Origin of the sequence: Candidatus Dedyshia acidiphila, assembly GCF_051025295.1 — a bacterium.
In the GTDB taxonomy this organism is placed as follows: domain Bacteria; phylum Acidobacteriota; class Terriglobia; order Terriglobales; family Acidobacteriaceae; genus KBS-83.
The window spans coordinates 20,298-42,276 of the sequence record NZ_JBMGJV010000021.1; the positions used below are offsets into that span (position 1 = coordinate 20,298).

At 63.2% G+C, this 21,979-nt stretch carries 18 protein-coding genes and 3 tRNA genes; 15 read left to right on the forward strand and 6 right to left on the reverse strand.

The features are described 5' to 3' along the window. Positions 1-19: 19 nt before the first annotated feature. Together AC5IJH_RS10315 and AC5IJH_RS10320 are read right to left on the reverse strand one after the other, a co-directional pair. The gene (locus AC5IJH_RS10315; RefSeq protein ID WP_491902731.1) at positions 20-835 is read right to left on the reverse strand and encodes an MBL fold metallo-hydrolase; all 816 of its coding nucleotides are present in this window, start codon (positions 833-835) and stop codon (positions 20-22) included. Between the two features lie 779 nt (positions 836-1,614). Beyond that, a tRNA-Pro gene (locus AC5IJH_RS10320) sits at positions 1,615-1,691 on the reverse strand. A 159-nt stretch (positions 1,692-1,850) separates the two neighbouring features. On the opposite strand from AC5IJH_RS10320, the gene AC5IJH_RS10325 reads away from it, so the two are divergent. After that, positions 1,851-5,213 carry a TonB-dependent receptor gene (locus tag AC5IJH_RS10325; RefSeq protein ID WP_491902732.1) on the forward strand — a complete coding sequence of 1,121 codons (3,363 nt, stop codon included), beginning with the start codon at positions 1,851-1,853 and terminating at the stop codon, positions 5,211-5,213. 7 nt (positions 5,214-5,220) lie between these two features. On the opposite strand, the gene AC5IJH_RS10330 is transcribed toward AC5IJH_RS10325, so the two are convergent. Beyond that, positions 5,221-5,784, reverse strand: a complete 564-nt coding sequence (locus AC5IJH_RS10330) for a DUF4112 domain-containing protein (RefSeq protein WP_491902733.1) — start codon at positions 5,782-5,784, stop codon at positions 5,221-5,223. A gap of 96 nt (positions 5,785-5,880) precedes the next feature. On the opposite strand from AC5IJH_RS10330, the gene AC5IJH_RS10335 reads away from it, so the two are divergent. From AC5IJH_RS10335 to AC5IJH_RS10355, 5 genes are all read left to right on the forward strand, one after another. Then, a tRNA-His gene (locus AC5IJH_RS10335) sits at positions 5,881-5,955 on the forward strand. Positions 5,956-5,968: 13 nt separating this feature from the next. Next, positions 5,969-6,712 (forward strand): DUF72 domain-containing protein, encoded by a 744-nt coding sequence (locus AC5IJH_RS10340; RefSeq protein ID WP_491902734.1) that lies wholly within the window; start codon positions 5,969-5,971, stop codon positions 6,710-6,712. Then, complete coding sequence (locus tag AC5IJH_RS10345) at positions 6,709-7,767, forward strand: YheT family hydrolase (protein WP_491902735.1); 1,059 nt, start codon at positions 6,709-6,711, stop codon at positions 7,765-7,767. Before AC5IJH_RS10340 ends, AC5IJH_RS10345 begins: the two co-directional genes overlap by 4 nt. After that, the gene (locus tag AC5IJH_RS10350; protein WP_491902736.1) at positions 7,768-8,373 is read left to right on the forward strand and encodes a hypothetical protein; all 606 of its coding nucleotides are present in this window, start codon (positions 7,768-7,770) and stop codon (positions 8,371-8,373) included. A gap of 36 nt (positions 8,374-8,409) precedes the next feature. Continuing rightward, positions 8,410-8,486 (forward strand) — tRNA-Arg (locus tag AC5IJH_RS10355). Between the two features lie 15 nt (positions 8,487-8,501). Here the strand turns inward: AC5IJH_RS10355 and AC5IJH_RS10360 are convergent. Continuing rightward, positions 8,502-9,182, reverse strand: coding sequence for a class I SAM-dependent methyltransferase (locus tag AC5IJH_RS10360; RefSeq protein ID WP_491902737.1), 681 nt, complete (start codon positions 9,180-9,182; stop codon positions 8,502-8,504). Between the two features lie 253 nt (positions 9,183-9,435). On the opposite strand from AC5IJH_RS10360, the gene AC5IJH_RS10365 reads away from it, so the two are divergent. Beyond that, on the forward strand, positions 9,436-10,242 hold the full coding sequence (locus tag AC5IJH_RS10365) for an FkbM family methyltransferase (RefSeq protein WP_491902738.1): 807 nt from the start codon (positions 9,436-9,438) through the stop codon (positions 10,240-10,242). Positions 10,243-10,272: 30 nt separating this feature from the next. Here AC5IJH_RS10365 and AC5IJH_RS10370 read toward each other — a convergent pair whose 3' ends face one another. After that, on the reverse strand, positions 10,273-11,649 hold the full coding sequence (locus AC5IJH_RS10370; RefSeq protein ID WP_491902739.1) for a glycosyltransferase family 87 protein: 1,377 nt from the start codon (positions 11,647-11,649) through the stop codon (positions 10,273-10,275). A gap of 146 nt (positions 11,650-11,795) precedes the next feature. Between AC5IJH_RS10370 and AC5IJH_RS10375 the strand changes: the two genes are divergently transcribed. The 6 genes from AC5IJH_RS10375 (at position 11,796) to AC5IJH_RS10400 (ending at position 19,220) form a co-directional block, all read left to right on the forward strand. Further along, positions 11,796-13,268, forward strand: coding sequence for a glycosyltransferase (locus AC5IJH_RS10375; RefSeq protein ID WP_491902740.1), 1,473 nt, complete (start codon positions 11,796-11,798; stop codon positions 13,266-13,268). A 172-nt stretch (positions 13,269-13,440) separates the two neighbouring features. Then, complete coding sequence (locus AC5IJH_RS10380) at positions 13,441-14,799, forward strand: Gfo/Idh/MocA family protein (RefSeq protein WP_491902741.1); 1,359 nt, start codon at positions 13,441-13,443, stop codon at positions 14,797-14,799. A 34-nt stretch (positions 14,800-14,833) separates the two neighbouring features. Beyond that, positions 14,834-16,177, forward strand: a complete 1,344-nt coding sequence (locus AC5IJH_RS10385) for an FG-GAP repeat domain-containing protein (protein ID WP_491902742.1) — start codon at positions 14,834-14,836, stop codon at positions 16,175-16,177. A 248-nt stretch (positions 16,178-16,425) separates the two neighbouring features. Beyond that, the gene (locus AC5IJH_RS10390; protein ID WP_491902743.1) at positions 16,426-17,217 is read left to right on the forward strand and encodes an SDR family NAD(P)-dependent oxidoreductase; all 792 of its coding nucleotides are present in this window, start codon (positions 16,426-16,428) and stop codon (positions 17,215-17,217) included. A 95-nt stretch (positions 17,218-17,312) separates the two neighbouring features. Further along, positions 17,313-17,960 (forward strand): SRPBCC family protein, encoded by a 648-nt coding sequence (locus AC5IJH_RS10395; RefSeq protein ID WP_491902744.1) that lies wholly within the window; start codon positions 17,313-17,315, stop codon positions 17,958-17,960. Positions 17,961-18,026: 66 nt separating this feature from the next. Continuing rightward, positions 18,027-19,220 (forward strand): zinc-dependent alcohol dehydrogenase, encoded by a 1,194-nt coding sequence (locus AC5IJH_RS10400; protein WP_491902745.1) that lies wholly within the window; start codon positions 18,027-18,029, stop codon positions 19,218-19,220. A 70-nt stretch (positions 19,221-19,290) separates the two neighbouring features. Here AC5IJH_RS10400 and AC5IJH_RS10405 read toward each other — a convergent pair whose 3' ends face one another. Next, entirely contained in the window at positions 19,291-20,376 is a 1,086-nt protein-coding gene (locus AC5IJH_RS10405) for an SDR family NAD(P)-dependent oxidoreductase (RefSeq protein WP_491902746.1), read from the reverse strand. A gap of 362 nt (positions 20,377-20,738) precedes the next feature. Here AC5IJH_RS10405 and hisI point away from each other — a divergent pair, with 362 nt between their 5' ends. Together hisI and hisG are read left to right on the forward strand one after the other, a co-directional pair. Continuing rightward, positions 20,739-21,104 carry a phosphoribosyl-AMP cyclohydrolase gene (gene hisI / locus AC5IJH_RS10410; protein WP_491902747.1) on the forward strand — a complete coding sequence of 122 codons (366 nt, stop codon included), beginning with the start codon at positions 20,739-20,741 and terminating at the stop codon, positions 21,102-21,104. Further along, complete coding sequence (gene hisG / locus AC5IJH_RS10415) at positions 21,101-21,970, forward strand: ATP phosphoribosyltransferase (protein WP_491902748.1); 870 nt, start codon at positions 21,101-21,103, stop codon at positions 21,968-21,970. The genes hisI and hisG overlap by 4 nt, the downstream gene beginning before the upstream one ends. Positions 21,971-21,979: the final 9 nt, after the last annotated feature.

Genomic DNA, 21,979 nt, shown 5'->3' on the forward strand with positions numbered 1-21,979 from the left:
TTCACTTCTGCAGTGCAGCTCAGGCGACCTCGGGATGTCGTCTGTTCTCAGGCACAGCCGCCGTATCGAATCCGCGCGCCAGCCCATGCAACTGCTCCGTCGCCGCTTCACCTGCCAGCGGCTTCCCATGCCCCGGTGCAAGGATTGCCGGCTCCAGCATCGCGAGCTTCGCGACCGAGGCCTTCGCGGCCTCCCAGTTAGACGTGAAGTACGCGGGCGGCCCGTGCAACTCCGGCGATTGCGTCACCGCAGCCTCGAAGAACGCTTCCGGCTTCGTCGTGCAGAAGGCGTCGCCAGGGAGCAGGCAGCGATCCTCTGCGCGGAAAAAAGAAACGTGTCCCGGCGTATGTCCAGGCGTCTCGATCACCTGCCATCCGGCTAACTCCGGTATCTCCCCGCTCACCGGAATCTCGCGCAGGCGCGTGCCCAGGTCGACCGGGCCACGCGGATACAGCGGGGATAGCAGAGACATCGCGCCCCCACCCGCACCCACGTTCGGCGCCGGATACTCATGCCGCCCCGTCAGGTACGGAAACTCCAGCGCGTGCGCATAGATCGGCACATCCCAGTGCTGCATCAACTCTGGCGCGGCGCTCACATGGTCGAAGTGGCCATGCGTCAGCACCAGAGCATCCGGTGGCCTTGAGTAAGTGTGCTCTGCCCAGTGACGAATCCGACTCGCACTCCCCGGAATGCCGGCATCGATCAGCGTCCAGGAGCCATCCGGGCGAGAGATGCCGAACACATTCACAAACACAATGCGCAAACCGCGCACGCCCGCCGCAATCCGGTCGAGGGGAACTACCTCACTGTCCTGAACCCTATAGCCGTCCATAGCTACCTCTGCTAGCTACGATGCGGCTGCGTTCTCTTGAGAGACGCCGCGGTCTGCTGCGGGTGTGGACTGGACGGAAGATCGAACTGCATAAGGGTGATGCGGACCCGCTTGGGTTAGTCAGCAGCTCTCGGCTCGGCCTAGAAGTGTGCTCCACGCAATCGAGCAGTTCCTGCGTACTACTCGCAGCAACACCCGTGCCTTCACCAGCGACACAGAGTCCGCCATCGCTGCGTCCGTCCCATGGCTCATGGTGTGGCGTTCCGTTCGCGCATGCGTCCGGCGATGACCTCGACTCCCGGTATCGCCTGCCGCGCGATGTGCCGCTCTCTCGGAGCTCGGCTCGCCGAGTGCCTCGTTGAAGCTGGCCGCCTCCGGTCCGTAAGACTCACCAGGCCGGACAGCGCGAGATTTGCGAAGCAGAATCAGCATGACCACGCCCGCCTGCCGGAGAGGTCTCTCTCCCGTGCTCCTATTGCATAGGATGCACATGAAAGCCGCGTAAAGTCTGGCGAGAAATGCCATTCCGGCGGTTCCATCTTGAAAATGTGCTCGTCGTTGCGACGTAATTCGTGCTCGCTTCGAGCGCACGCATGTCAGAAGTACGCAGCACGCGAGTAACACGTGTAACTTTGGCGGGGGCTCCTGCGAGAGACAGCACAGAAACGGTGTAGAAGATTTACGGATCGCTCCGCACGCACTCAGTCATCGTCGTCTGAACAGGTTTGCAGACGCGATCGTGGATTCTCGGTATTGGTGCGGATAGATAAGGAGAGGGCTGGTCGGGGCGGAGGGATTCGAACCCCCGACCCTCTGCTCCCAAAGCAGATGCGCTACCAGACTGCGCTACGCCCCGACGCAATGCGATTGTACCAAGCCCTCCACGCAAGTCCGTCATACCATGGGGTGGGCCTCGGCCCTTCGGAGATCGCTGCTCTTGTCGTTTGCCCGCCCAACATCCTTTCTCTCCCGCCTCGTTCGCCTCCCGCGCGTCACGCTTCTCCCGCTCTGCTTCGTGGCCTGCTGCCCGCTCTCCCTCGCGGCCCAGGGCAACTCGATCCACTGGCGAGGCACCGTCACTCGGGCCGATGCCGCACCTGCCTCTGGCGCACCTCTCTCCCAACTGATCGTCGAACTCACTACCGCGGACCGCCACTTCCGCGCGGACGTCGCCCCTGACGGTCACTTCTTGTTTGAGACTCTGCAGCCCGGCACCTATCACCTTCGCGTGCTCGATCACGGCCGCAGTGAGGATGCCGCGGCGCCCCTCGTTCTGTCAGAGCAGCCTACCCCCGCTGCGCTGACCCTCTCTGCGAACGGTGTGCTCACCTTCGTCCTGCAGCCGCGAGACTCCGCAAGGAGTGGGGGCGAGAATCTCTCGAGTGACAAGGTCAGCGAGATCCCGCTCAATAAGCGCGACTTCGGACAGCTTCTCCTCCTCGCTGCCGGTACATCGACAGATACGAATGGCGCCGCGAACTACACGCAGCAGTTCGCCATCAACGGTCAGCGCGGCGTTGAAGCGACCTTCGCGCTCGACGGTGCCGACGCGAGCGATCCCGAACTCGGCGGCGCTACCTTCACCAACTTCAATGTGGATGCCGTGCAGGAGATCCAGTCCACCTCTGGCTGGATGCCGGCAGAGATCGGTCGCGGCGCTGCCGGATACACCAACGTCGTCACGCGCTCCGGCACCGACGCGCTGCACGGCTCCGTCTTCGAGTTCCTGCGAAACTCGGCGCTCGATGCCCGCAACTACTTCGATTTCCCGTCGCCCACCAACCCGGGGCGCATCCCGCCATTCCGCCGCAACGAGTTCGGCTTCACCAACGGCGGTCCGGTGTGGCTGGGTCGCCTCTATGACGGCCGCAAGCGGACATACTACTTCGGTGAGTACCAGGGCTTTCGCCAGGTGCTCGGCACCACGCAGGTATTTCCCGTGCCCACCGCTGACGAGCGTGCCGGCCTCGATAGCACCGCCTACCCCGGCGACACGCTCATCGTTCCCGTGGACCCCGCCATCGCGCAAGTCCTGGCTCGCTATCCGCTTCCGAACTACTCGCAGGGGGCATACGGTGTGCACACGCACGCCACCTCCTCCAAGGTGACCACCAACGCCAATCAGTTCTCGGTGCGTGTCGATCACCAGGCCGGTGCCAACCACTTCTTCGGTCGCGTCTCGTTCGACAACCTCACCGGCCCCACCACCAATCCCGACCAGACCGTGCTCGATCCCACCTTCGGCATCCAGTATGTCGACCGCCAGCGCAACCTCGCCTTCGACTGGACGCGCAGTGTGGGCAAGCAGTGGCTGTTCGACACGATGTTCAGCATCACGCGCACCACGCCGCAATTCGTCACGCCCAACCAGACAGATCCCGCCGTCAAGTTCAACGACAGCCTCTATGAGGCCTTCAACGTGGCTGGCGGCTCCGTCATCGCCGCGTTCAACAACCTGTTCGCACTGCGCGAGAGCGTCGCGTACACCACACCCCGGCACGCCTGGCGCTTCGGTGGAGAGGTGCGTCTGAACCGCGACACCACTTACTTCGGCACCAGCCCCAACGGTGAGTACGACTTCGGCGGCGGCACCGCATATGCCCGCTCCGAGCTCGTCTCCGCCAGCGGCGCGCATGTCATTCATCCAGGCGATCCGCTGCCGGACACGCTCTCCGCCTTTCTCAGTGGCAGCCCCTTCGCCTACACGCGTGCGCTTGCGCCTTCGTACTTCTCGAACGGTTCGCACATCGGTCCCGCAGCCATCAATCGCAACGCGTGGGACATCTACGTGCAGGACGCCTGGAAGATCAGCCCAACCCTCGTGCTCAACTACGGCTTGCGCTACGAGTACTACTCGCCCATCGAAGAGCGCGCCCACCGCACCTCATCGATTCGCCAGGCAAACACGCCGCCCGGTCAGGCCTTCGTCGTCAACCCGCAGCCCGGCTACGTCAGCGACAGATACGGATGGGCCCCGCGCGTGCAGCTTGACTGGCGCGCCACCCCGAAGACCACAGTCCACGCAGGCGGCGGCCTCACCACCATCCCGCCCAACATCTGGCAGGACAACATGCTGACCGGCAGCACGCCCTTCGTCATCTACCCGCGCATCACGTCAACGCCCGGCGTCCCCGTGCCTTACGGATTTCAGATCGAGCCCGGCCAACTGCCTCGCGCCTACAGCACCTCGGGCCAGGATCTCTTTCCCAACAACAATCCCAAGGCAGTCGCGCCCAACACGCCGATGGATGTGGACCGCTACGAGCGTGATGTCGCCGCCGTGCTGCCCAGCCATCAGATCGCGCCGCTCAACGTGGCCGGCATCGACCGCAACTTCGGCAACGCCTATCTCAGCACCTGGACGCTCGCCGTCGAACGAGCCATCGGTGGACTCACGGCCAACGCCGCGTATGTCGGCACGACTGCAGTTCACCTCGCGCGATCCAGCTTTCCCAACGGCTATCCCGGTGCCGACCAGGCATTCGCGCCCTACACGGAGTTCGACAACACCGGCAACGTTGCCGGTGGCTTCGGCACAGAGATGATCATCACCTCCACCTCGCACTCCGACTACCACGCACTGCAGACGTCGTTGCAGGGAACCGTGCCGCACGGTGGCCCGGGCGTGCAGGCCAGCTACACCTGGTCGAAGTCCATCGACGACGTCAGCGCCGTTACCGGGGGCTTTGTCGCCGGCGCCTCCGGACCCGTCGCTCAGGCGCTCCCGCAGAACCCCTTCGACACGCATAGTGAGAAGGGCCCGTCCACCTTCGACGTCGCGCATACCTTCACGCTCAGTGCGGCACAGGATCTACGACTCGAACGCGCAGCACTGCTCTCGCATGTGCCTCGCAAGCTCACCAAGGGCTGGGAGCTGCTCAGCATCTCGACCATCACCAGCGGCGCACCGTTCACCATCTACTCTGGCGTGCAGCAGACCGGCGTCGGCTCCAACGGTGTCGATCGGCCAGACCAGGTGGCGAAGCCGCATCTCTCGTCGGCCGGCGGATCGCAGCGTCGCCGCGAAGACTACTTCGGCCGCGGTGAGCAGAACACCTCCTTCTTCTCTCTCCCCGTCCATTTGCCCGGCGGCACGGGTCCGAACGCAGGTCGCTTCGGAGCACTCGCACGCAACAGCTTCCGCGGTCCTGCGTATTACGACTTCGATTACTCGCTCATCAAGGACACGCCCCTCGGCACACGCCGTGGCGGGTCCGAGCTGACCGTGCTGCAGTTCCGCGCAGAGTTCTTCAACCTCTTCAACATCGCGAACCTCGGGCTGCCCGCCAACGTGCTCGCAGGCTCTGGCTTCGGCGTCATCAGCCGGACCGCAGGCACATCGCGACAGATTCAGTTCTCGCTCAAGCTGCTCTACTAGCGCTGCGTCACCGCACCTGCAGCCCGAACGCAAGGTGCAGCAACCACGCAAGCACCAGCACCGGCACCGCCAGAATCGCGCACACCAGCAGCCCGATCCCAGCCAGGAACAGCCAGTCGCTCGCGTGATGTTGCCGCGGCTGCTCCAGGTGGCGGACGAGCAGCGCGTAGTTGCGCCGGTTCGCCTTCCACGCGATATCGAACGCATCGCCGAGGAAGGGAATCGCGCCGATAATCACATCGAGCGCGAGGTTCAGCAACATGCGCGCGATCGTGACATACGCCGCACCGCGCACCCACGCTGCGATGATGATGACCGTCGACGCCAGCCCCGCGACCACATCGCCGATCCCCGGAACGAGCCCGATAATTCCGTCCAGACCAAACCGGATCGTCGTGCCCGGAATGCGAAACCACGTGTCCAGCGCGCGGCTCAGCAGGTCCAGATTCTCATCGCGAAACAGTCTGTCGGCACCGCTGCCAAGCCGGCCAGCGGCTCGGCTCCCGTCCGGCACATCCGCTCGACGAGTAGGCGGAAAAATCTCGGGATCCGGCTCGGATTGCGCTCGCATTAGCATCCTTTTCTGCGCTCCTGGCGAAGCCCGCAAGGCTTCGGAGCGCCCCGCAGCCGATGTTACAATCGCAGAGTTGCGACGCGAAACGTCACGGCGGCTATAGTTCAGTGGCAGAACACCGGTCTGTGGCACCGGGTGTCGTGGGTTCGATCCCCACTAGCCGCCCCAACACCCCTCCCAAATGCCTGACACCTCGCACCGCGTCTACGCTGGCACCTCCGGCTGGGCCTACGCGAGCTGGAAGCCGGGCTTCTATCCGCCCAAAACACCCGCGGCGAAGATGCTGCCCTGGTACGCCTCCCAACTCAACTCGGTCGAGGTGAACTTCACCTTCCGCCAACTGCCGTCTGGCCAGCAACTCACCAACTGGCTCGATGCCGCCGGCGAACACTTCCGCTTCAGCTTCAAGGCCCCGCAAAGCATCACGCATCTCAAGCGCCTGCGTGAATGCGACGAGGCGCTGGCCGCCCTCTCCGGCGCGCTCGCCCCCGCCGCTCAGGCCGGCAAAATGGGCATCGTGCTCTTTCAACTCCCGCCGAACTTCCGCGCCGATCTTGAACGGCTGCAAGGCTTCCTCGCCGACCTCGCGCGCCATCCCATCCAGGCCGCATTTGAATTCCGTCACCCCTCCTGGTTCGATGAGCCCGTCTTTCAGGCGCTCGAGTCGGCAGGCGTTGCTGTATGTATCGCCGAGAGTGACGAATTGCAGACTCCGCCCCGCCGCACCGCGGAGTTCACCTGCTACCGCCTGCGCCGCTCCACCTACTCTGAAGCAGACCTCTCCCGCATCGCGCGTCAGCTCACCGCCGATGCCACGCGCGGCAACGTGTATGCCTACTTCATGCACGAGGACGCTCCCGACGGCCCACTCCGCGCGCGCGCCGTGCTCGAAAGCATCCGCGCCGAGGCGATCCGCGCCCGATGAGCATCCTCGACGACGCAGCCGACACCGCAGGCCACGCCATCAGCGACACAGTGGCCGCCTGGCAGAGCTCCTTCACGCCCCGCCGCCTGCTGCGCAATCCCCATCTGCAAACACTCGCCGGCAACTTCCTCCCGCGCCGCTCTGTCCTCCCTCCTGCAGACGATGAATTCATCGTCGTGGCGCCCGCGACCGGCAAGTATCCGCCAAGCCGCGTGCTCTGCCAGAGCCATTGGCAGACTGAGTTCGGTCGTCCCACCGTTTTGCTCATCCATGGTCTTGAGGGATCGTCACAGTCACAGTACGTGCGCGGCAACGCGGCCCGCTTCCTCGCCGCCGGATGGAACGTCGTCCGCATGAACATGCGCAACTGCGGCGGCACCGAGCGCGAGACGCCAACGCTCTATCACTCCGGGCTGTCGCAGGATGTGCAGGCGGTCGTCGACCACTACCGCGCCACCCGCGATGCCAACCGCTGGGCCCTGGTCGGCTACTCCATGGGTGGCAACCTCGTGCTCAAGCTGGCCGGTGAGCTGGCCTCCGCGGCAAAGCCTCACATCGTTGCTGCCACCGGCGTCTCCCCAGTGCTCGATCTCGCGCCCTCCTCCGACGCGCTGCACGAGCCCGCCAATCGCGTCTACGAGTGGAAGTTTCTTCGCGGCCTCGTGCGCCGTTATCAGCGCAAGTGCGAACTCTTCCCCGAGATCTACGATCCCCGGCGCACCCGCGGCATCCGCTCGCTGCGCCAGTTCGACGATCAGGTCATGGCACCCTACTCTGGCTTCACTGGCGCCGTCGACTACTACGCTCGCGCCTCCAGTGCGCGCGTCGCCGGCAGCATCGCGATCCCCACGCTCGTGCTGCACGCGCTCGATGACCCGTTCATCCGCATGCTCCCTGCCACCCGCGCCACCCTGCGCGCGAATCCGAGCGTTCACTTGATCGAGACGCAGCACGGCGGCCACTGCGCCTTCCTCGCGCCCGCCACCGCCTACGACGGATACTGGGCAGAGCGGCTGCTCTTCGACTTCCTCACCACGCAAGCCGCCGGAGGCTGAATGGAAACCGACTGGAGTGTCGCCGCAGGTCCTGACGACCCGATCATCGAGTTGCCTTGGTCCGATGCCGAGAGCGGAACCGCCTGGGTCGACCTCCGCGTTCCGCCGGATCTGCAGGCTCAGCGGATCGCCGCCCTGCCGGAGGCTCACCGCATCCCCGCGCTCGCCCGCGCACTCGAAGCATGGAACGCCCCGGCTGGCCTGCTGCAAACCACCAAGTGCGATCACTGGCCGCTCGATGCGGAGGAACTCGCCGACACTGCGGACCTGCTCGACGAAGCCGCCGCGGCGTTTGGCTTCGGCAGCTACATCGATGTGCTCTTCGCGCCACCTGCGGCCATGGCAGATTTCCTGCTGCACGAAGAGTGGGCGCGCACCACCGCACGCCGCGCGGCGGCTGCGTCCATCGCGAACGCTCGCATGGAACTCATCGTGCGTCCTGCACGCGCCGCAGAGGCTTGGGGTTTCGGCGTGACTGTCTACTGCTACGCGGTCGGGGACATTGAGCAGCAAGCGCTCGCATCCTGGGCGCAAACGCTTGAAGCCACCGTCCCCCTCCTGATCGCCGCCGCAGACGAGCTTTTGCCGATCGCCAATGGCCTGTGAGCAGCCGGCGCTACAATATCGCGAGGCTCCCGGTGCGGGCGAGTAGCTCAATTGGATAGAGCATCAGCCTTCTAAGCTGACGGTTACAGGTTCGATCCCTGTCTCGCCTACCAACCCTCACAACCCAGTCACACGCGGCGCACAGAGATCAGCGCAAACATTGCGAGCTTGTCCATCTGCGGCTTGCATAGCGACTCCGCCGCTCGCCACATCGGCGTCGCCATCGCCGGCATCAACGTCCGCATCGAGACTCCACCCGAGACGAGATAGCGGAAGGGCATCGTCGGCCGTACCTCTTCAATCTTCAGCGCCGGATGCTCCTCTTCAAATCGCGCGCGATCCCGCTCGAAGACGATCCACGGCAGTGCTCCGTTCGCCCCCGACAACGGGCCCCCTGCCGGCAGCTCCCACAGCTTCGCCTCCGGCTCAAATGGCTCGTGATGCAAATGCGTGTAGATCCACCGTGACCACGTTGAAACCCACGGCTCGATCATCACCAGCGCGCCACCGGGCCTCACGCAGCGAGCCGCCTCCTTGAAGAACGCAGCCACATCCGGAATATGGTGCAGCACGTCCGTCATCACGATCGCGCGCAATGCGCCGCTCGCAAACGGAAGGTCACGCGCATCTGCGATCAGATCGACTCCCTCGCACGCGAACACCTCCGACGTGATCACATCCGGAACAAACTCCTTGAAGAAACCCGCGCCTGACCCCAGCTCGAGCACCGCTCCATCGCCAGCCGGCAGCCGGCGAACGATCTGCCCGTACCAGTCCTCGTAAATCGCACGCAGAAATGGCTTGGACAAAATGATGTTGCGCCGAAGCTCCGTTGTCCCCGGATCATCGATAGATCGGCCACGTGTCAATGGATGTGCCAATATCGAACGGATCATGTGCCCTTTCGCCGTGTCCCAGCGCTGCCTCCCCACCATGCTAGCGTCGAACGACGAAAGCTGGAACCATCAACGGTGATTCTGCGCCACTCCGCCAGATCCGCCTGAATCCAGCTCAGCCACACTTGATGCTCGGCACGAACCGGGTTCGAGTAAACTGCGACGCATGGCGATCACTCCTACGCAAGCGCGGACTGTCACCGGCCTCTACTCGCTCGCCCGCCAATCGGGCATGCTTGAGAGCACCATCGGGGCACGGCTCTTCAGCGCGTCGTACTTCATGTACAAGCGCTATCTCGAAGACCCGTTCGCAGGGCTCGCCCGCCGTCACCCTCATCTGTTTCGGAACGGTGACATCCTGGATATCGGCGCCAACATCGGTTACACCGCCGCCCTGTTCGCCGCGTCCGCAGACCCCGATGCGACGATCTACGCATTCGAGCCGGAGCCGTTCAACTTTCGCCTGCTCCAGGACAACATCCGCCGCCGCAAGCTGCAGGGTCGCGTCACGACCGTTCAGGCCGCTGTGGGCAGCGCGGATGGCGAGATCGAGCTCTGGATTAATGAGCATCACCACGCAGATCACCGCATCGCCACCGACCGTCTGCGCACCAGCGAAAATCGCGCTCAGGACGGATATGTCAGCGTGCCCATCTTCGCCATCGACTCATTCCTAGCGCGGCAGCCTACAGCACGACCGATCACCCTCATCAAGATCGACGTACAAGGCTACGAATCGCAGGTATGCGCGGGAATGGTGCAGACCGTCGAGAACAACCCGCAAGCCACCATCGCTGTCGAGTACATGCCCGCTGCCATGCAGGATCTCGGCTACGATCCGCTCTCCCTGCTGAACTGGTTGGAGCAACACCGCTTCAAGCTCTACACCCTCGGCAAGAGCGGCACGCTCTCGGAAGGAGTCAGCGATGAACTCACCACGAAGGGTTACGTCGACTTAGTCTGCATCCGCTAACACCGGGCCGTCCCACATGCCCCCGCCCCTCTAGGATGGCAGCGCTTCGCCATTCAACTCATCCACGCGCGCATCCTGGATGCCTGTACGGCTCGCCGCCCACGGTCCCCTGTCTCCATCAAGGTCCGCAAACAGCGTGCTCGGCATCGGGTGCCGTGCGGCCGTCCATACGATCATCGCCAGAAAGATCGTCTTCACCTGGGCTGCGAAGAGGGCAGACGCCCCAACCTTCAGATAGCCCAGCGGCACAAAGCAAACCGCACACGAGAAAAGAAACCAGTACGTGGCGCTTCGCGGTAAATACGCTCGGCCAGCCGAGAGATCCGTCACCGCAAAAATCAGGAAAGCTCCCCACGCCAGATAGAGATGTACCAGCGTGTATTCATAAGAGACGTATGGCAGCGAGATAGAAATCGCGATGTACGCGATGAACTGGTTCAGCAGCGGCATCTTTCGCAACCGCAGCCACCAAAGCACGCCAAACCCCAGCGGGGCCGCGATGCTATACAACCGAAGGGAGACCCGGAAAGCCAATGCTTCGGACCAGCCTGCCCCTCCCAGGTGTAAGAGGTATGCAGCATGGATGAACTGCTTAACAGCCATGAAGCCTGAGTGATCGAACTGCGGCACGGATCGGATCAGAATGTAATGCTCACTGAGAAATGCGGCCGCCTTCCCGCTATCCACCAGCTTCTGGTGCAGCGGTGGCCCTAGCCCGACCAGAGCAAGCAACGTGAACACTGCCGTCAGTGCGACCGCTGCTGCAAACTTCCCATACCGCCGCTTCGCGACAAACATCAGGAACATTAGACCCGGAAAGATCTTCATCGATGCTGCCGTGCTCCATGCCAGCACGGCGAGCCAGTCTCTTCCTCGTAGAAAGGCCATCAGTCCCAACAAAAGCAGTACCCAGATCACTGCCTCGATATTTGCCCGGTCGAACAAGAAATAGAAAGGAAATGCCAGCAGCAGGGTGAGCCAGACCGCAGCCTCTGCAAGCTGCTGGCCCGACACTCGTTTCACATACAACGAAAACCAGGCGGTAGCCAGAAGAACGAAGACAGCAACAAAACCCAGGTAAAGACGCAGCGGATGATCGGATAACTTCCGAAACAGCAGGAATGCATAGATGGACGGAACAGGGTACGGATAAGGAACCTTCAGATCCGTCCGCGAAAGCATATCCGGCTCGCCGAAGTGGACAACGCGTCTGTCCAGGTCACGATAATCGGAAAATTCAGCCCCATGGCAGCAGAACAGCACATCATGTGTGCCCGCTTTATGCAGCAGGGACCTGTGTGTCACGACCACGCCTGCAGCAATCAGGCTCAGCACGCAGAGCGTCAGCATGTAGACCAGCAGCGCGTTTCTGACCGTCCGCGTCTGTCTCTGTGCAAGTTCTTCCATCGGGGCAGCCAGGCTCGTCTCCACCTTGATCCAGAGGGGTTGGGATCATCCACGCGCGAATGCGTTGAGCTCATCGTCCGCCGGGAGGGGAACACCTTCCGGAATGCCCGATTGACACGCCTGTTTCTGCTGCTAGGCTTTGTGTCATGCCATCCTCCCAGACCGATTCCCCCGAGTCAACATTCGTCACGCCGACGGACCAGCGCACCTCCTACACAGAGGAACGCCGGCAGTACTGGGATGAGTACGGGCGAACATCGCAGCGCTGGAATCGCTACCGCCGCTATTACCGTCAGCGGCTGGCAGAGCTCTTTCGGCTCTCCGTCCCGCCCGGCATGCGAATTCTGGAGCTTGGCTGTGGCGACGGCGGACTCCTCGCCAGCCTGCGCCCATCGTTTGGACACGGCATCGATCTATCCGCAGAACAGATCGCCGAGGCGCGGGCCGCCTTTCCAGGACTGCACTTTGAAGTAGCCGATGCAAGCACGATTGAGCTCACCGGCGAGTACGACTTCATCGTCCTCTCGGACCTGCTGAACGACCTCTGGGACGTCCAGACAGTGCTCGAAAAGATTCGTCCTCACTGCCACGCGGGCACCCGCATTCTCGTCAACTTCTACAGCAAGCTCTGGGAGTGGCCGCGACGCGTGGCCGAGGCGCTCGGCATCGCCAAGCCGCAGCTGACCCAGAACTGGCTCACCAAAGGCGACATCGAAAACCTGCTCAACCTCTCTGGCTTCGAGGTCATACGTACCTCGCCGGAGATCATGTGCCCGTTCCGCATCCCCTTGTTAGCAGGTTTCTGTAACCGCTATCTCGTCAAAATCTGGCCCTTCCAGTGGCTCGGGCTCACGAATTTCCTCGTGGCGCGTCCCATGCCGGCACTCGAAGTCTCCGCCGAGCCGGTCGTCACCGTCGTGGTGCCCGCACGCAACGAGGCCGGCAATATCGCCGCCATTCTCGACCGCGTCCCACAACTCGGTGCCGGCACCGATCTCATCTTCGTCGAGGGCAATTCCTCCGACGACACCTACGCCCGTATCGAGCAGGAGATCGCTGCCCGCCCCGGCTGCACCGCGCGCCTCTATAAGCAGACCGGTCGTGGCAAGGGCGACGCCGTCCGCCTCGGCTTCGAGAAAGCCGCAGGTGACCTGCTCATGATCCTCGATGCCGACCTCACCGTTCCACCCGAGGACCTGCCGCGCTTCTACACAGCCTGGCGTCAGGGCCGCGGCGAGTTCATCAACGGCGTCCGCCTCGTCTATCCCATGGAGCAGAAGGCGATGCGCTTCTTCAACCTGCTCGGGAATAAGTTCTTCAGCGTCGCCTTCTCCTGGCTCCTTAGCCAGAGCGTGAAAGACACCCTCTGCGGAACAAAGGTTCTCAGTAAGTCGCACTACGAAACCATCGCCGCCAACCGCGCCTATTTCGGCGAGATAGATCCCTTCGGTGACTTCGATCTGCTCTTTGGCGCAGCACGCTACAACCTCAAGATCGTCGGACTCCCCGTGCGTTACCGGGAGCGGAAGTATGGCGAGACCAACATCCAGCGTTGGAAGCACGGCCTGCTTCTGCTTCGCATGGTCATGCTGGCCTCCCGGCGAATCCGCTTCGTCTAAGCCGTCGTTCTTCTCGTACGAGCAGCCCGGGCCAGACCTGGCGCCCAGCCAGTCGCTCCTCCACGCCTGCCCACCAGTGCGTCTGCTACTCCGATTTGCTCTGAGAACGATCCCGGCTTAGGATGGCGGAGCTTCTTGTTGGCACCTGCGCAAACGGAGATCCATTCTGCCCATGTCGGACTCGGTCGTGAGCTCGTTTTTCAATCGTCGGCACTTCCTCAAAACAGCGGCCCTCGCTGCCGCTGCGACCCAGGTTCATCCACTGCTGGCCCAGGAGGCCACAGCCGCCGCCCCGCGCTCTGCGAATGACAACATTCAGCTCGCGCTCGTCGGCGCCGGCATCCAGGGGCAGCACGACACCGCCATCGCCCTGCAGGTGCCCGGCGTGAAGCTCGTCGCCGCGGCCGATTGCTACGACGGCCGCCTCACGCACTGCAAAGAGCTCTGGGGACAGGACGTCTTCACCACGCGCGACTATCGCGAAATCCTCGCCCGCAAGGATGTAGACGCTGTCCTGATCGCCACGCCGGATCACTGGCACAAGCAGGCCGCGATCGACGCGATGAAGGCAGGCAAGGACGTCTATCTCGAGAAGCCGATGATCCATCTCTACTCCGACGGACCGGAGATCATCGAGGCCGCCCGCTCCACCAATCGCGTCCTGCAGGTCGGCAGCCAGCGTGTCAGCTCGATGGTCTACGCGAAGGCGAAGGAACTGCTCGCCGCCGGTGCCATCGGCAAGCTCAACATGGTCAGCGCCTACTGGGATCGCAACTCCTCCATCGGCGCCTGGAACTACACCGTCCCGCTCGATGCCTCGACCGAAACCTGCGACTGGCCGCGCTTCCTCGGCACCGCGCCCAAAATTCCGTTCTCCGCCGAACGCTTCTTCCAGTGGCGCAAATGGAAGGACTACGGCTCCGGCGTCGCCGGCGATCTCTTCGTCCACCTCTTCAGCGGCACCCACTTCATCACCGGCGCGCACGGGCCAACGCGTGCCATGGCCACCGGCGGCCTGCGCTTCTGGAAAGACGGACGCGACGCCGACGACGTCATGCTCGCGCTGTTCGACTACCCGGAAGGCTTCAACCTCAGCCTCCACGTCAACTTCGTCGACGGCGGTGAAGAGAGCGAAGGCTTCCTGTTCACCGGCTCCGAAGGACAGATGCAGATCGCCAACAACACCGTCAAGGTGATGCGCACACCTCCCGAGAAAGAGCCCGGCTTCACCGTCTCTACCTTCGCCGAAGCCATGCAGAAAGAGACGATCGCGGCCTATCGCAAGAAGTATCCACTCGAGCATCCGAGCGGCCCGCCGGCGCAAAGCGTCGAGAGCTTCTCAGCGCCAGAGGACTACTCCGACAGCTTCGACCACTTCCGCAACTTCTTCGCCTCGGTGCGCAGCCGCAAGCCGGTCGTTGAGGATGCGGTCTTCGGCTTCCGCGCCGCAGGCGCTGCACTGCTCAGCAATCTCAGCATCGAGAAGAAGAGCATGGTCAGCTGGAACCCGGAAACCATGAAGCTGGCCTGATCCGCGCTGAACACGTAACAGGAGCCTATACCTTATGTTCCATCGCTCTCTTCGCCTTGCACTGCTGCTTCCATTGCTGCTCCCCATTGCGGCGCGCGCTCAGGATCCGGCTCACGCCAAAGAGTTCCGCATGCCCGAGGCGGGCAAGGGGCCGGGTGGGGAGCCGCGCATCGCGTTCCTTGCTCACCGCCTCGGCACCGATCACTCGGAAGGCATCTCCATGCTGGACATGAATGGAGACGGCTTCGTCGATCTGCTCAGCGGCGCCTACTGGTACGAGAATCCCGGCGCGAACGGTGGCGAGTGGAAGCGTCACCAGTTCCGCACCGTCGGCCTCCACAATGAGTTCATCAACGACTGCGGCGAGTGGATCGTCGACGTCGATCACGACGGCCTGCCTGACCTCGTGACCACCGGTTGGATCGCCAACGGTCTCTGGTGGTATCGCAACCCCGGCACCAAGGCCACCGCTGCCGGTCAGATGTGGATAGCCGAAAAGATCACCGACAGCTTCGACACTGAAGGCGGCGCCTTCTTCGACATCAACGGCGATGGCAAGCCTGACCTCGCCCTCGCGCACTACAACCGCGCCGGCGTGCTCTGGATCGACTTCAGCGGAGCCAAGCCGCGCGTCCATCACCTCGGCAGCATGGAGCAGGACGGCCACGGCATCGGCGTCGCGGACATCAACGGCGACGGCAAAGCCGATGTGCTCACCCCGCACGGCTGGTTCGAACAGGTCGACGCGAACAACGATCAGTGGAAGTGGCATAGCGACTGGACGCTCGGTGACCCCGGCTTCCCGATCCTCGGCTACGACGTCAACCACGACGGCAAACTCGACCTCATCTACGGCCAGGGTCACGGATACGGCCTCTACTGGCTTGAGCAGGCAGGCACTCCGTCGGATCCCAAGTGGGTCCGTCACGCCATCGACGAATCGTTCTCGCAGTCGCACGCCCTGGCATTGATCGATGTCGATGGCGATGGACAGGTCGAACTCGTCACCGGCAAGCGCTACCGCGGCCACTCCGGCGCAGACCCCGGCTCCTACGATCCCGTCGTCGTCTACGCGTATAAGTTCCCGGCCAAGGATCAGTTTACGTCCGGGTCCGGCGATCCGCTCTTCACCCGATTCGCTCTCTCCGTCAACGGCACTGCCTCCGCTGGAACGCAGTTTGTCTCTGCAGACTTCGATCACGACGGCGACATCGACATCGCGAGCGCTGGCAAGCTCGGCGTCCACGTCCTCGAAAACCTGAAGATCGAAAAGGTCCCCAAGCAGGTCCGCGAAGACATGCAGCCCATCGAGCGCAAGTGGCCCTTCCCCGGCGAAGGTAAAGAAGTCCCGCAGGAAGACGGCCCCGACCCCAAGTAATCGTCGCAGCTACATAGAAGCCAGGCGGCAGCCGCGTTCTCTTGCTCAGAGAAAAGCGCGTCTGCCGCCTCTTCTTTTTATGCGGCGTTCTTAACATTGCCTCCGCGGTCCTCGTTTCCACACGCATCCAAGGCATGCACCCCGCCCAACCCAGCAAGCCCGCAACGCCCATCTATCCTGCTCTCCCGTCGCATCCCACCAGTGTGGGCGGCGACTGCGCGCTCGCGTGACATCTTCAGGAGAGAGACATGGCAAACAATCTCGCCGTCGTAACCGGAGCCTCGAGCGGCATCGGCTACTCACTTGCCAGAGACCTGGCAAAGCGCGGCTACGATCTGGTCGTCTGTTCCGCAGGACAGCGCCTGCAGGGTGCAGCGCAAACATTCGAAGGCCTCGGCACAGAAGTCATCGAGGTCCAGGCCGACTTGGCCACACGTCAGGGCGTGGACGAGCTCTGGTCGAGGCTGCAGCAAACCGGCCGGCCCGTGGACGTGGCCTGCCTCAACGCCGGCATCGGTGTCGGCGGCCTTTTCGCGGAAACCAGTCTCGATCAGGAACTCAACATGATCGAGCTGAACTGTGCCGGAACCGTGCAGCTCGCCAAGCACCTGGTGCCTACCATGGTCGCCCGTGGCGAGGGACGTCTCCTCTTCACCGCGTCCATCGCGGGTGAAATGGTAGCGCCCCGTGAGGCGGTCTACGCCGCCACCAAGGCATTCGTGCTCTCCTTTGCGCACAGTCTGCGCTACGAATTGCGCGACACCGGCGTCACAGTCACGGCCCTCCAACCCGGACCCACCGACACCGACTTCTTCCACCGCGCTGGCATGGACAACACCGAGGTCGGTCAGAAGGGCAAGACCGAGAGCGAGCCCGATGACGTCGCGCGTCAGGGCCTGGATGCGCTCTTCGCTGGCCGCGATCACGTCTACAGCGCGTCCATGAAGACCAAGGTAGAAGGCATGATGGCCAACGCGGTCCCAGGTGCCGTCAAGGGAGCCATGCACGAGAAGATGGCCAAGCCGACCAACCAGGGCTGATCACGAAAAGCATTCATGCAGGGCGCGTGCACATCGAAGGTGCGCGCGTCCTGCCATGCAGGCCAGCACCGCTCACCAAATCATGGAGAGATGAAATGACCGATCCGTTGCAGGAGAAGCCACAGGCAGAGCCGCTACCGCGCTTCGGCGCAGTCAGCACATTTCAGGACGGCCGCTACATGCCGCCGCCATCGGACAGCGATGGCAAGCAATGGGTCCGCACCAGCGCGCTCATTCAGCGCAACCCGCAGGACCTCTACGCCATGTGGCACGACATCGAGCAAGCCCCGCAATGGCAGGAGCAGATCGAGCGCGTCGTCCGCACCGGCGATAAGACCACGCACTGGGTCATGCGCACCGACAAGGCCACCATCGAGTGGGACGCCGAGATCATGGCAGACGAGCCGGGCAAACGCATCGCCTGGCGCTCCATCGGCGGCGACACGCAGGAGGCGGGCGAGGTCGTCTTCGAGCCGGCGCCGGGTGGCCGCGGCACCTTCGTCACCCTCCTGCAGGAGTTCGGCATGAGCAAACTCGCCAGCGCAACAGAGACGCTCACCAGCCGCAACCCCAAGCAGGCCGTCGTCGAAAACCTGCGTCACTTCAAAGCGCTCGCCGAGGCAGGCGAGATCCCGCGCAACGAAGGCCAGCCGCATGGGCCGCGCGGCGTTATCGGCAAAATGAAAGAGTCGCTCTACGCCGAAACCGTCAAGACCCCGCCCAATCAGCGCCGTGCCAGCTAAACGATCCCGCGCGGGTTACAGAACGAACCAGCCGCTCCGCTCATGCGGATGCGAAGGAGAGAAGCAATGAAAGCAGTCTGCTGGATGGGCAAGAGCAAGATCGAGACACTCCAGGTGCCAGACCCGGAGCTCCTGAATCCGCGCGATGCCATCATCCGCGTCACGCGCACCGCCATCTGTGGGTCCGACCTGCATCTCTACGACGGCTTCATCCCCACCATGGAGGCCGGCGACATCCTCGGCCATGAATTCATGGGCGTCGTCGAGGAAGTCGGCAGCGCAGTTACAAATCTCAAGCGCGGCGATCGCGTCGTCGTCCCCTTCACCATCGCGTGCGGCAACTGCTTCTTCTGCAAAAAACAGCTCTGGTCCGCCTGCGATAACTCCAACCCCAACGCCCACCTCATGGAGAAGGCCTACGGCTACTCCGGCTCAGGACTCTTCGGCTACTCGCACATGATGGGTGGCTACGCCGGCGGACAGGCCCAGTACGCGCGCGTGCCCTATGCCGACGTCGGCCCACTCAAGATCGAATCCGATCTGCCCGACGACAAGGTCCTCTTCCTCACCGACATCTTCCCGACCGGCTACATGGCTGCCGAGCACGCGCAGATCGAGCCCGGCGACACTGTCGCCGTGTGGGGCTGCGGACCCGTAGGGCAGTTCGCCATCGCCAGCGCCTTCATGCTCGGCGCAGCGCGCGTCATCGCCATCGATCGCTTGCCGGAGCGGCTCGAGCTCGCGCGCTCCCTCGGCGCGCTCACCATCGACTACAGCGAAGACGACGTCAGCGTCCTCACCGCGCTCAAAGACCTCACCGGCAACACTGGCCCGGACTCGTGCATCGACGCCGTCGGCCTCGAAGCACACTCGAACGACCTGCAGGGTGTCTACGACGTCGTCAAGAATGCGCTGCTGCTCGAAACCGATCGCCCCAGCGTGCTCCGTCAGGCCATCCAGGCCGTGCGCAAAGGCGGCACGCTTTCCATCCCCGGCGTCTACGGCGGACTGCTGGACAAGGTGCCCTTCGGCGCAGCCTTCGGCAAAGGCATCACCATGAAGATGGGCCAGACCAACATGCATCGCTACATGAAGCCGCTGCTCGAGCGTATTGAACAGGGCCAGATCGACCCTAGCTACATCATCTCTCACCGCATCACGCTCGATGAGGCGCCAAAGATGTACGAGATCTGGCGCGATAAGAAAGAGCGTGTCACCAAGATCGTGATCGACCCCTGGGCAGAAGGCAAAGCCGCATAACTCGTAACGCCAGCAATAACAGAAGGGCTGCCCGCGGGCAGCCCTTCTGTCGTTCCTATTCGCACATGCGTCAGTGCTGATTCCACTGCGCGGCATCCTTCTGCGTCAGGCTCTTGATTACGCTTGAGGTCGGTGCCTGCGTATCCTTCCCCCGCACAAATGCGTCTGGCTTCTTTGCAGGCGACGGCAGCACGCGATTTACCAGGCCCAGCAGCGTATCCATCAGCTCCGGCGCATTCTGTCCAACGAGCGCCACGGCCGAAGCTAGCGGAGAAATCAGCAGCTCACTCCGCCGCTGCGCCGTCGCCTCCACAATGCTCTGCGCCGCACTCTTCGCCGAGACTGCAAAGTAGGGAAGCGACGCACCCAGCGCAAACCATGCATACTCGCGTGAGCGCTTGCCGCCCACCATCGCATGCAGGTGCGAGCCCGTCCGCATCAGCCACGGGCACACTGTCAACACATGAACGCCGTCCGCGCGCAGCTCCGCATTCAATCCGCGCGACAACCCCACCATCGCAAACTTGCTCGCCGTGTACGGCAGCAGGTGCGGCACCGCGACCAGCCCGCCGATCGACGCAATATTCACAATCGTGCCCGCGCGTCGTGCGCGCATCCGCGGCAGCACAGCAAGTGTTGTATTCAGCGCGCCGTAGTAATTCGTATTCATCGACTGGTGATAGCTCTCGAGCGGCTGATTGCTCACCGGTGCCACCGTGATAATCCCGGCATTGTTCACCAGGATGTCGATATCCCCCAGCTCTCTTGCGGCCGCTTCCAGCGCTGCCGCCACCGCCGCCGGATCCGTCACATCGCACACCACGGAAAACACCGCGCGCTTCTGCGTCCAGGAGATGCCCCTCTGCAGCTTCTTCTCCGCCTTGTCCAGCTGCTCACGATCGCGCGCCGCAATCGCCACGCGGCAGCCCGCGCGCAGAAACTCCTCCGCCATCGCCAGCCCCAGCCCGCGTGACCCGCCGGTGATGAACACCACCTTGCCCGCCAGCGGCGCCTCGCGCCGCTTGTGCAGCGTGCTGAAGTACAGCCCCGAGCCGGCTGCGATGCCCAGTCCGATCAGGGGAACAAGATTGCGGCGAAGCATCTGCGCCGCCGTGCTGCCGGACTGCGCTTTGGGTCGTTGGCTCGTAGGCGTCATGCGGCTTCCTCGGTCCTGATGGGCTGAATAGCTTTCGCTAAATGAGTGGATGAAGAGCAGGTGAAAAATCGAAGGAGCAGCGCAACACTCCTAGCGAGTGAGAGTAAGCCGCCTACAGCGAAGTTGTCTCGCAGCCATCGCGCTGGGTTGACAGGATGGGGGCAAGCCGATAGCGTTTTCCTACGGAGTCCTGCACGCATGAACGCAACACGCCATCATCGCCCCCATCACCATCATCGCGCGGCGGGCGTGTCGGCGGACTCTTCGGAAGCATAAGCAACACCCGAATCCAGGTCCCACGCAGCCCGCCAGTGCATCGCACGGCGGGCTTTCTTCTGCAACCTTCACTCTGAGAGGGCAATGTGAGCAGCAGCACCCAGGCAACGCAACAGACCATCGATTTCGAAAAAATGGACGGCCTCGTTCCCGCCATCGTGCAGGACGCCGCCACCCGCGAAGTGCTGATGGTTGGCTTCTGCAACCAGGAGAGCTACCGCAGCACGCTCGAGAGCGGCTTCGTCACATTCTGGAGCCGCACGCGCAAAACTCTGTGGCGCAAAGGCGAGACCAGCGGCAACCGCCTCCGCATCGTGAAAGCCTCCACCGACTGCGATCAGGACACGCTGCTGTTTGAAGTCGTCGTCGAAGGCGATGGCCTCGTCTGCCACGAGGGCACCATCAGCTGCTTCACGCGTCCCGTCGCCGTTCCCGGCCAGGTGAGCGCATGAAGCTGAAGCTCGGTATCCCCAAGGGCAGCCTGCAGGACGCCACCATCGCACTGTTCGAGCGCGCCGGCTGGCGCATCTACGCGAACGGCCGCTCCTACTTCCCGCAGATCGACGATGCCGAAATCGAGTGCATGCTCATCCGCGCGCAGGAGATGGCACGCTATGTCGAGAAGGGCGTGCTCGACGCCGGCCTCACCGGCATCGACTGGGTCGTCGAGAGCGCACTCGACGTTGAAAGCATCACCAGCCTCACCTACGCCAAGCAGAGCCGCAGCAAAGTTCGCTGGGTGCTCGCCGTGCCAGAAGACTCCCCCTTCAAACGCGCCGAAGATCTCGAAGGCAAGACCATCGCCACCGAACTCGTCGAGGTATCGAAGCGATACTTCGCGCAGAAGGGCGTCAACGTTCGCGTCGAGTTCAGTTGGGGCGCGACGGAAGTCAAGCCGCCCACGCTCGCCGACGCGATCGTTGAGGTCACCGAGACCGGCAGCTCTCTCCGCGCCAACCGCCTGCGCATCATCGACACGGTGATGGAGAGCGAGACGCACCTCATCGCGAATCGCACCGCCATGCAGGATGCATGGAAACGCGAGAAGGTCAGCAACATCGCGCTCATGCTGCGCGGCGCCATCGAAGCGCAGGGCCGCGTTGGCCTCATGTTGAATGCGCCGCGCCAGAGCCTCGACGCCGTCCTCAACGTGCTGCCCGCGCTCAATTCGCCGACCGTCTCCTCATTGCATGACCCCGCATGGGTCGCCGTCAACACCATCCTCGAGGAAGGTGTCGTGCGCGATGTCCTGCCGCGCCTCAAGGCCGCCGGCGCCACCGGCATCGTCGAATACCCACTCAATAAAATCGTCATCTAGTTGGTCGTT

What these genes read in the sequence shown, in the direction of transcription:
- AC5IJH_RS10345 (WP_491902735.1), top strand. Translation starts at nt 6,709, where the DNA reads ATGAGCATCCTCGACGACGCAGCCGACACCGCAGGCCACGCCATCAGC.
- AC5IJH_RS10390 (WP_491902743.1), top strand. Translation starts at nt 16,426, where the DNA reads ATGGCAAACAATCTCGCCGTCGTAACCGGAGCCTCGAGCGGCATCGGC.
- AC5IJH_RS10315 (WP_491902731.1), bottom strand. Translation starts at nt 835, where the DNA reads ATGGACGGCTATAGGGTTCAGGACAGTGAGGTAGTTCCCCTCGACCGG.
- AC5IJH_RS10330 (WP_491902733.1), bottom strand. Translation starts at nt 5,784, where the DNA reads ATGCGAGCGCAATCCGAGCCGGATCCCGAGATTTTTCCGCCTACTCGT.
- AC5IJH_RS10350 (WP_491902736.1), top strand. Translation starts at nt 7,768, where the DNA reads ATGGAAACCGACTGGAGTGTCGCCGCAGGTCCTGACGACCCGATCATC.
- AC5IJH_RS10370 (WP_491902739.1), bottom strand. Translation starts at nt 11,649, where the DNA reads ATGGAAGAACTTGCACAGAGACAGACGCGGACGGTCAGAAACGCGCTG.
- AC5IJH_RS10365 (WP_491902738.1), top strand. Translation starts at nt 9,436, where the DNA reads ATGGCGATCACTCCTACGCAAGCGCGGACTGTCACCGGCCTCTACTCG.
- AC5IJH_RS10400 (WP_491902745.1), top strand. Translation starts at nt 18,027, where the DNA reads ATGAAAGCAGTCTGCTGGATGGGCAAGAGCAAGATCGAGACACTCCAG.
- AC5IJH_RS10375 (WP_491902740.1), top strand. Translation starts at nt 11,796, where the DNA reads ATGCCATCCTCCCAGACCGATTCCCCCGAGTCAACATTCGTCACGCCG.
- AC5IJH_RS10385 (WP_491902742.1), top strand. Translation starts at nt 14,834, where the DNA reads ATGTTCCATCGCTCTCTTCGCCTTGCACTGCTGCTTCCATTGCTGCTC.
- AC5IJH_RS10395 (WP_491902744.1), top strand. Translation starts at nt 17,313, where the DNA reads ATGACCGATCCGTTGCAGGAGAAGCCACAGGCAGAGCCGCTACCGCGC.
- AC5IJH_RS10340 (WP_491902734.1), top strand. Translation starts at nt 5,969, where the DNA reads ATGCCTGACACCTCGCACCGCGTCTACGCTGGCACCTCCGGCTGGGCC.
- AC5IJH_RS10380 (WP_491902741.1), top strand. Translation starts at nt 13,441, where the DNA reads ATGTCGGACTCGGTCGTGAGCTCGTTTTTCAATCGTCGGCACTTCCTC.
- hisG (WP_491902748.1), top strand. Translation starts at nt 21,101, where the DNA reads ATGAAGCTGAAGCTCGGTATCCCCAAGGGCAGCCTGCAGGACGCCACC.
- AC5IJH_RS10405 (WP_491902746.1), bottom strand. Translation starts at nt 20,376, where the DNA reads ATGACGCCTACGAGCCAACGACCCAAAGCGCAGTCCGGCAGCACGGCG.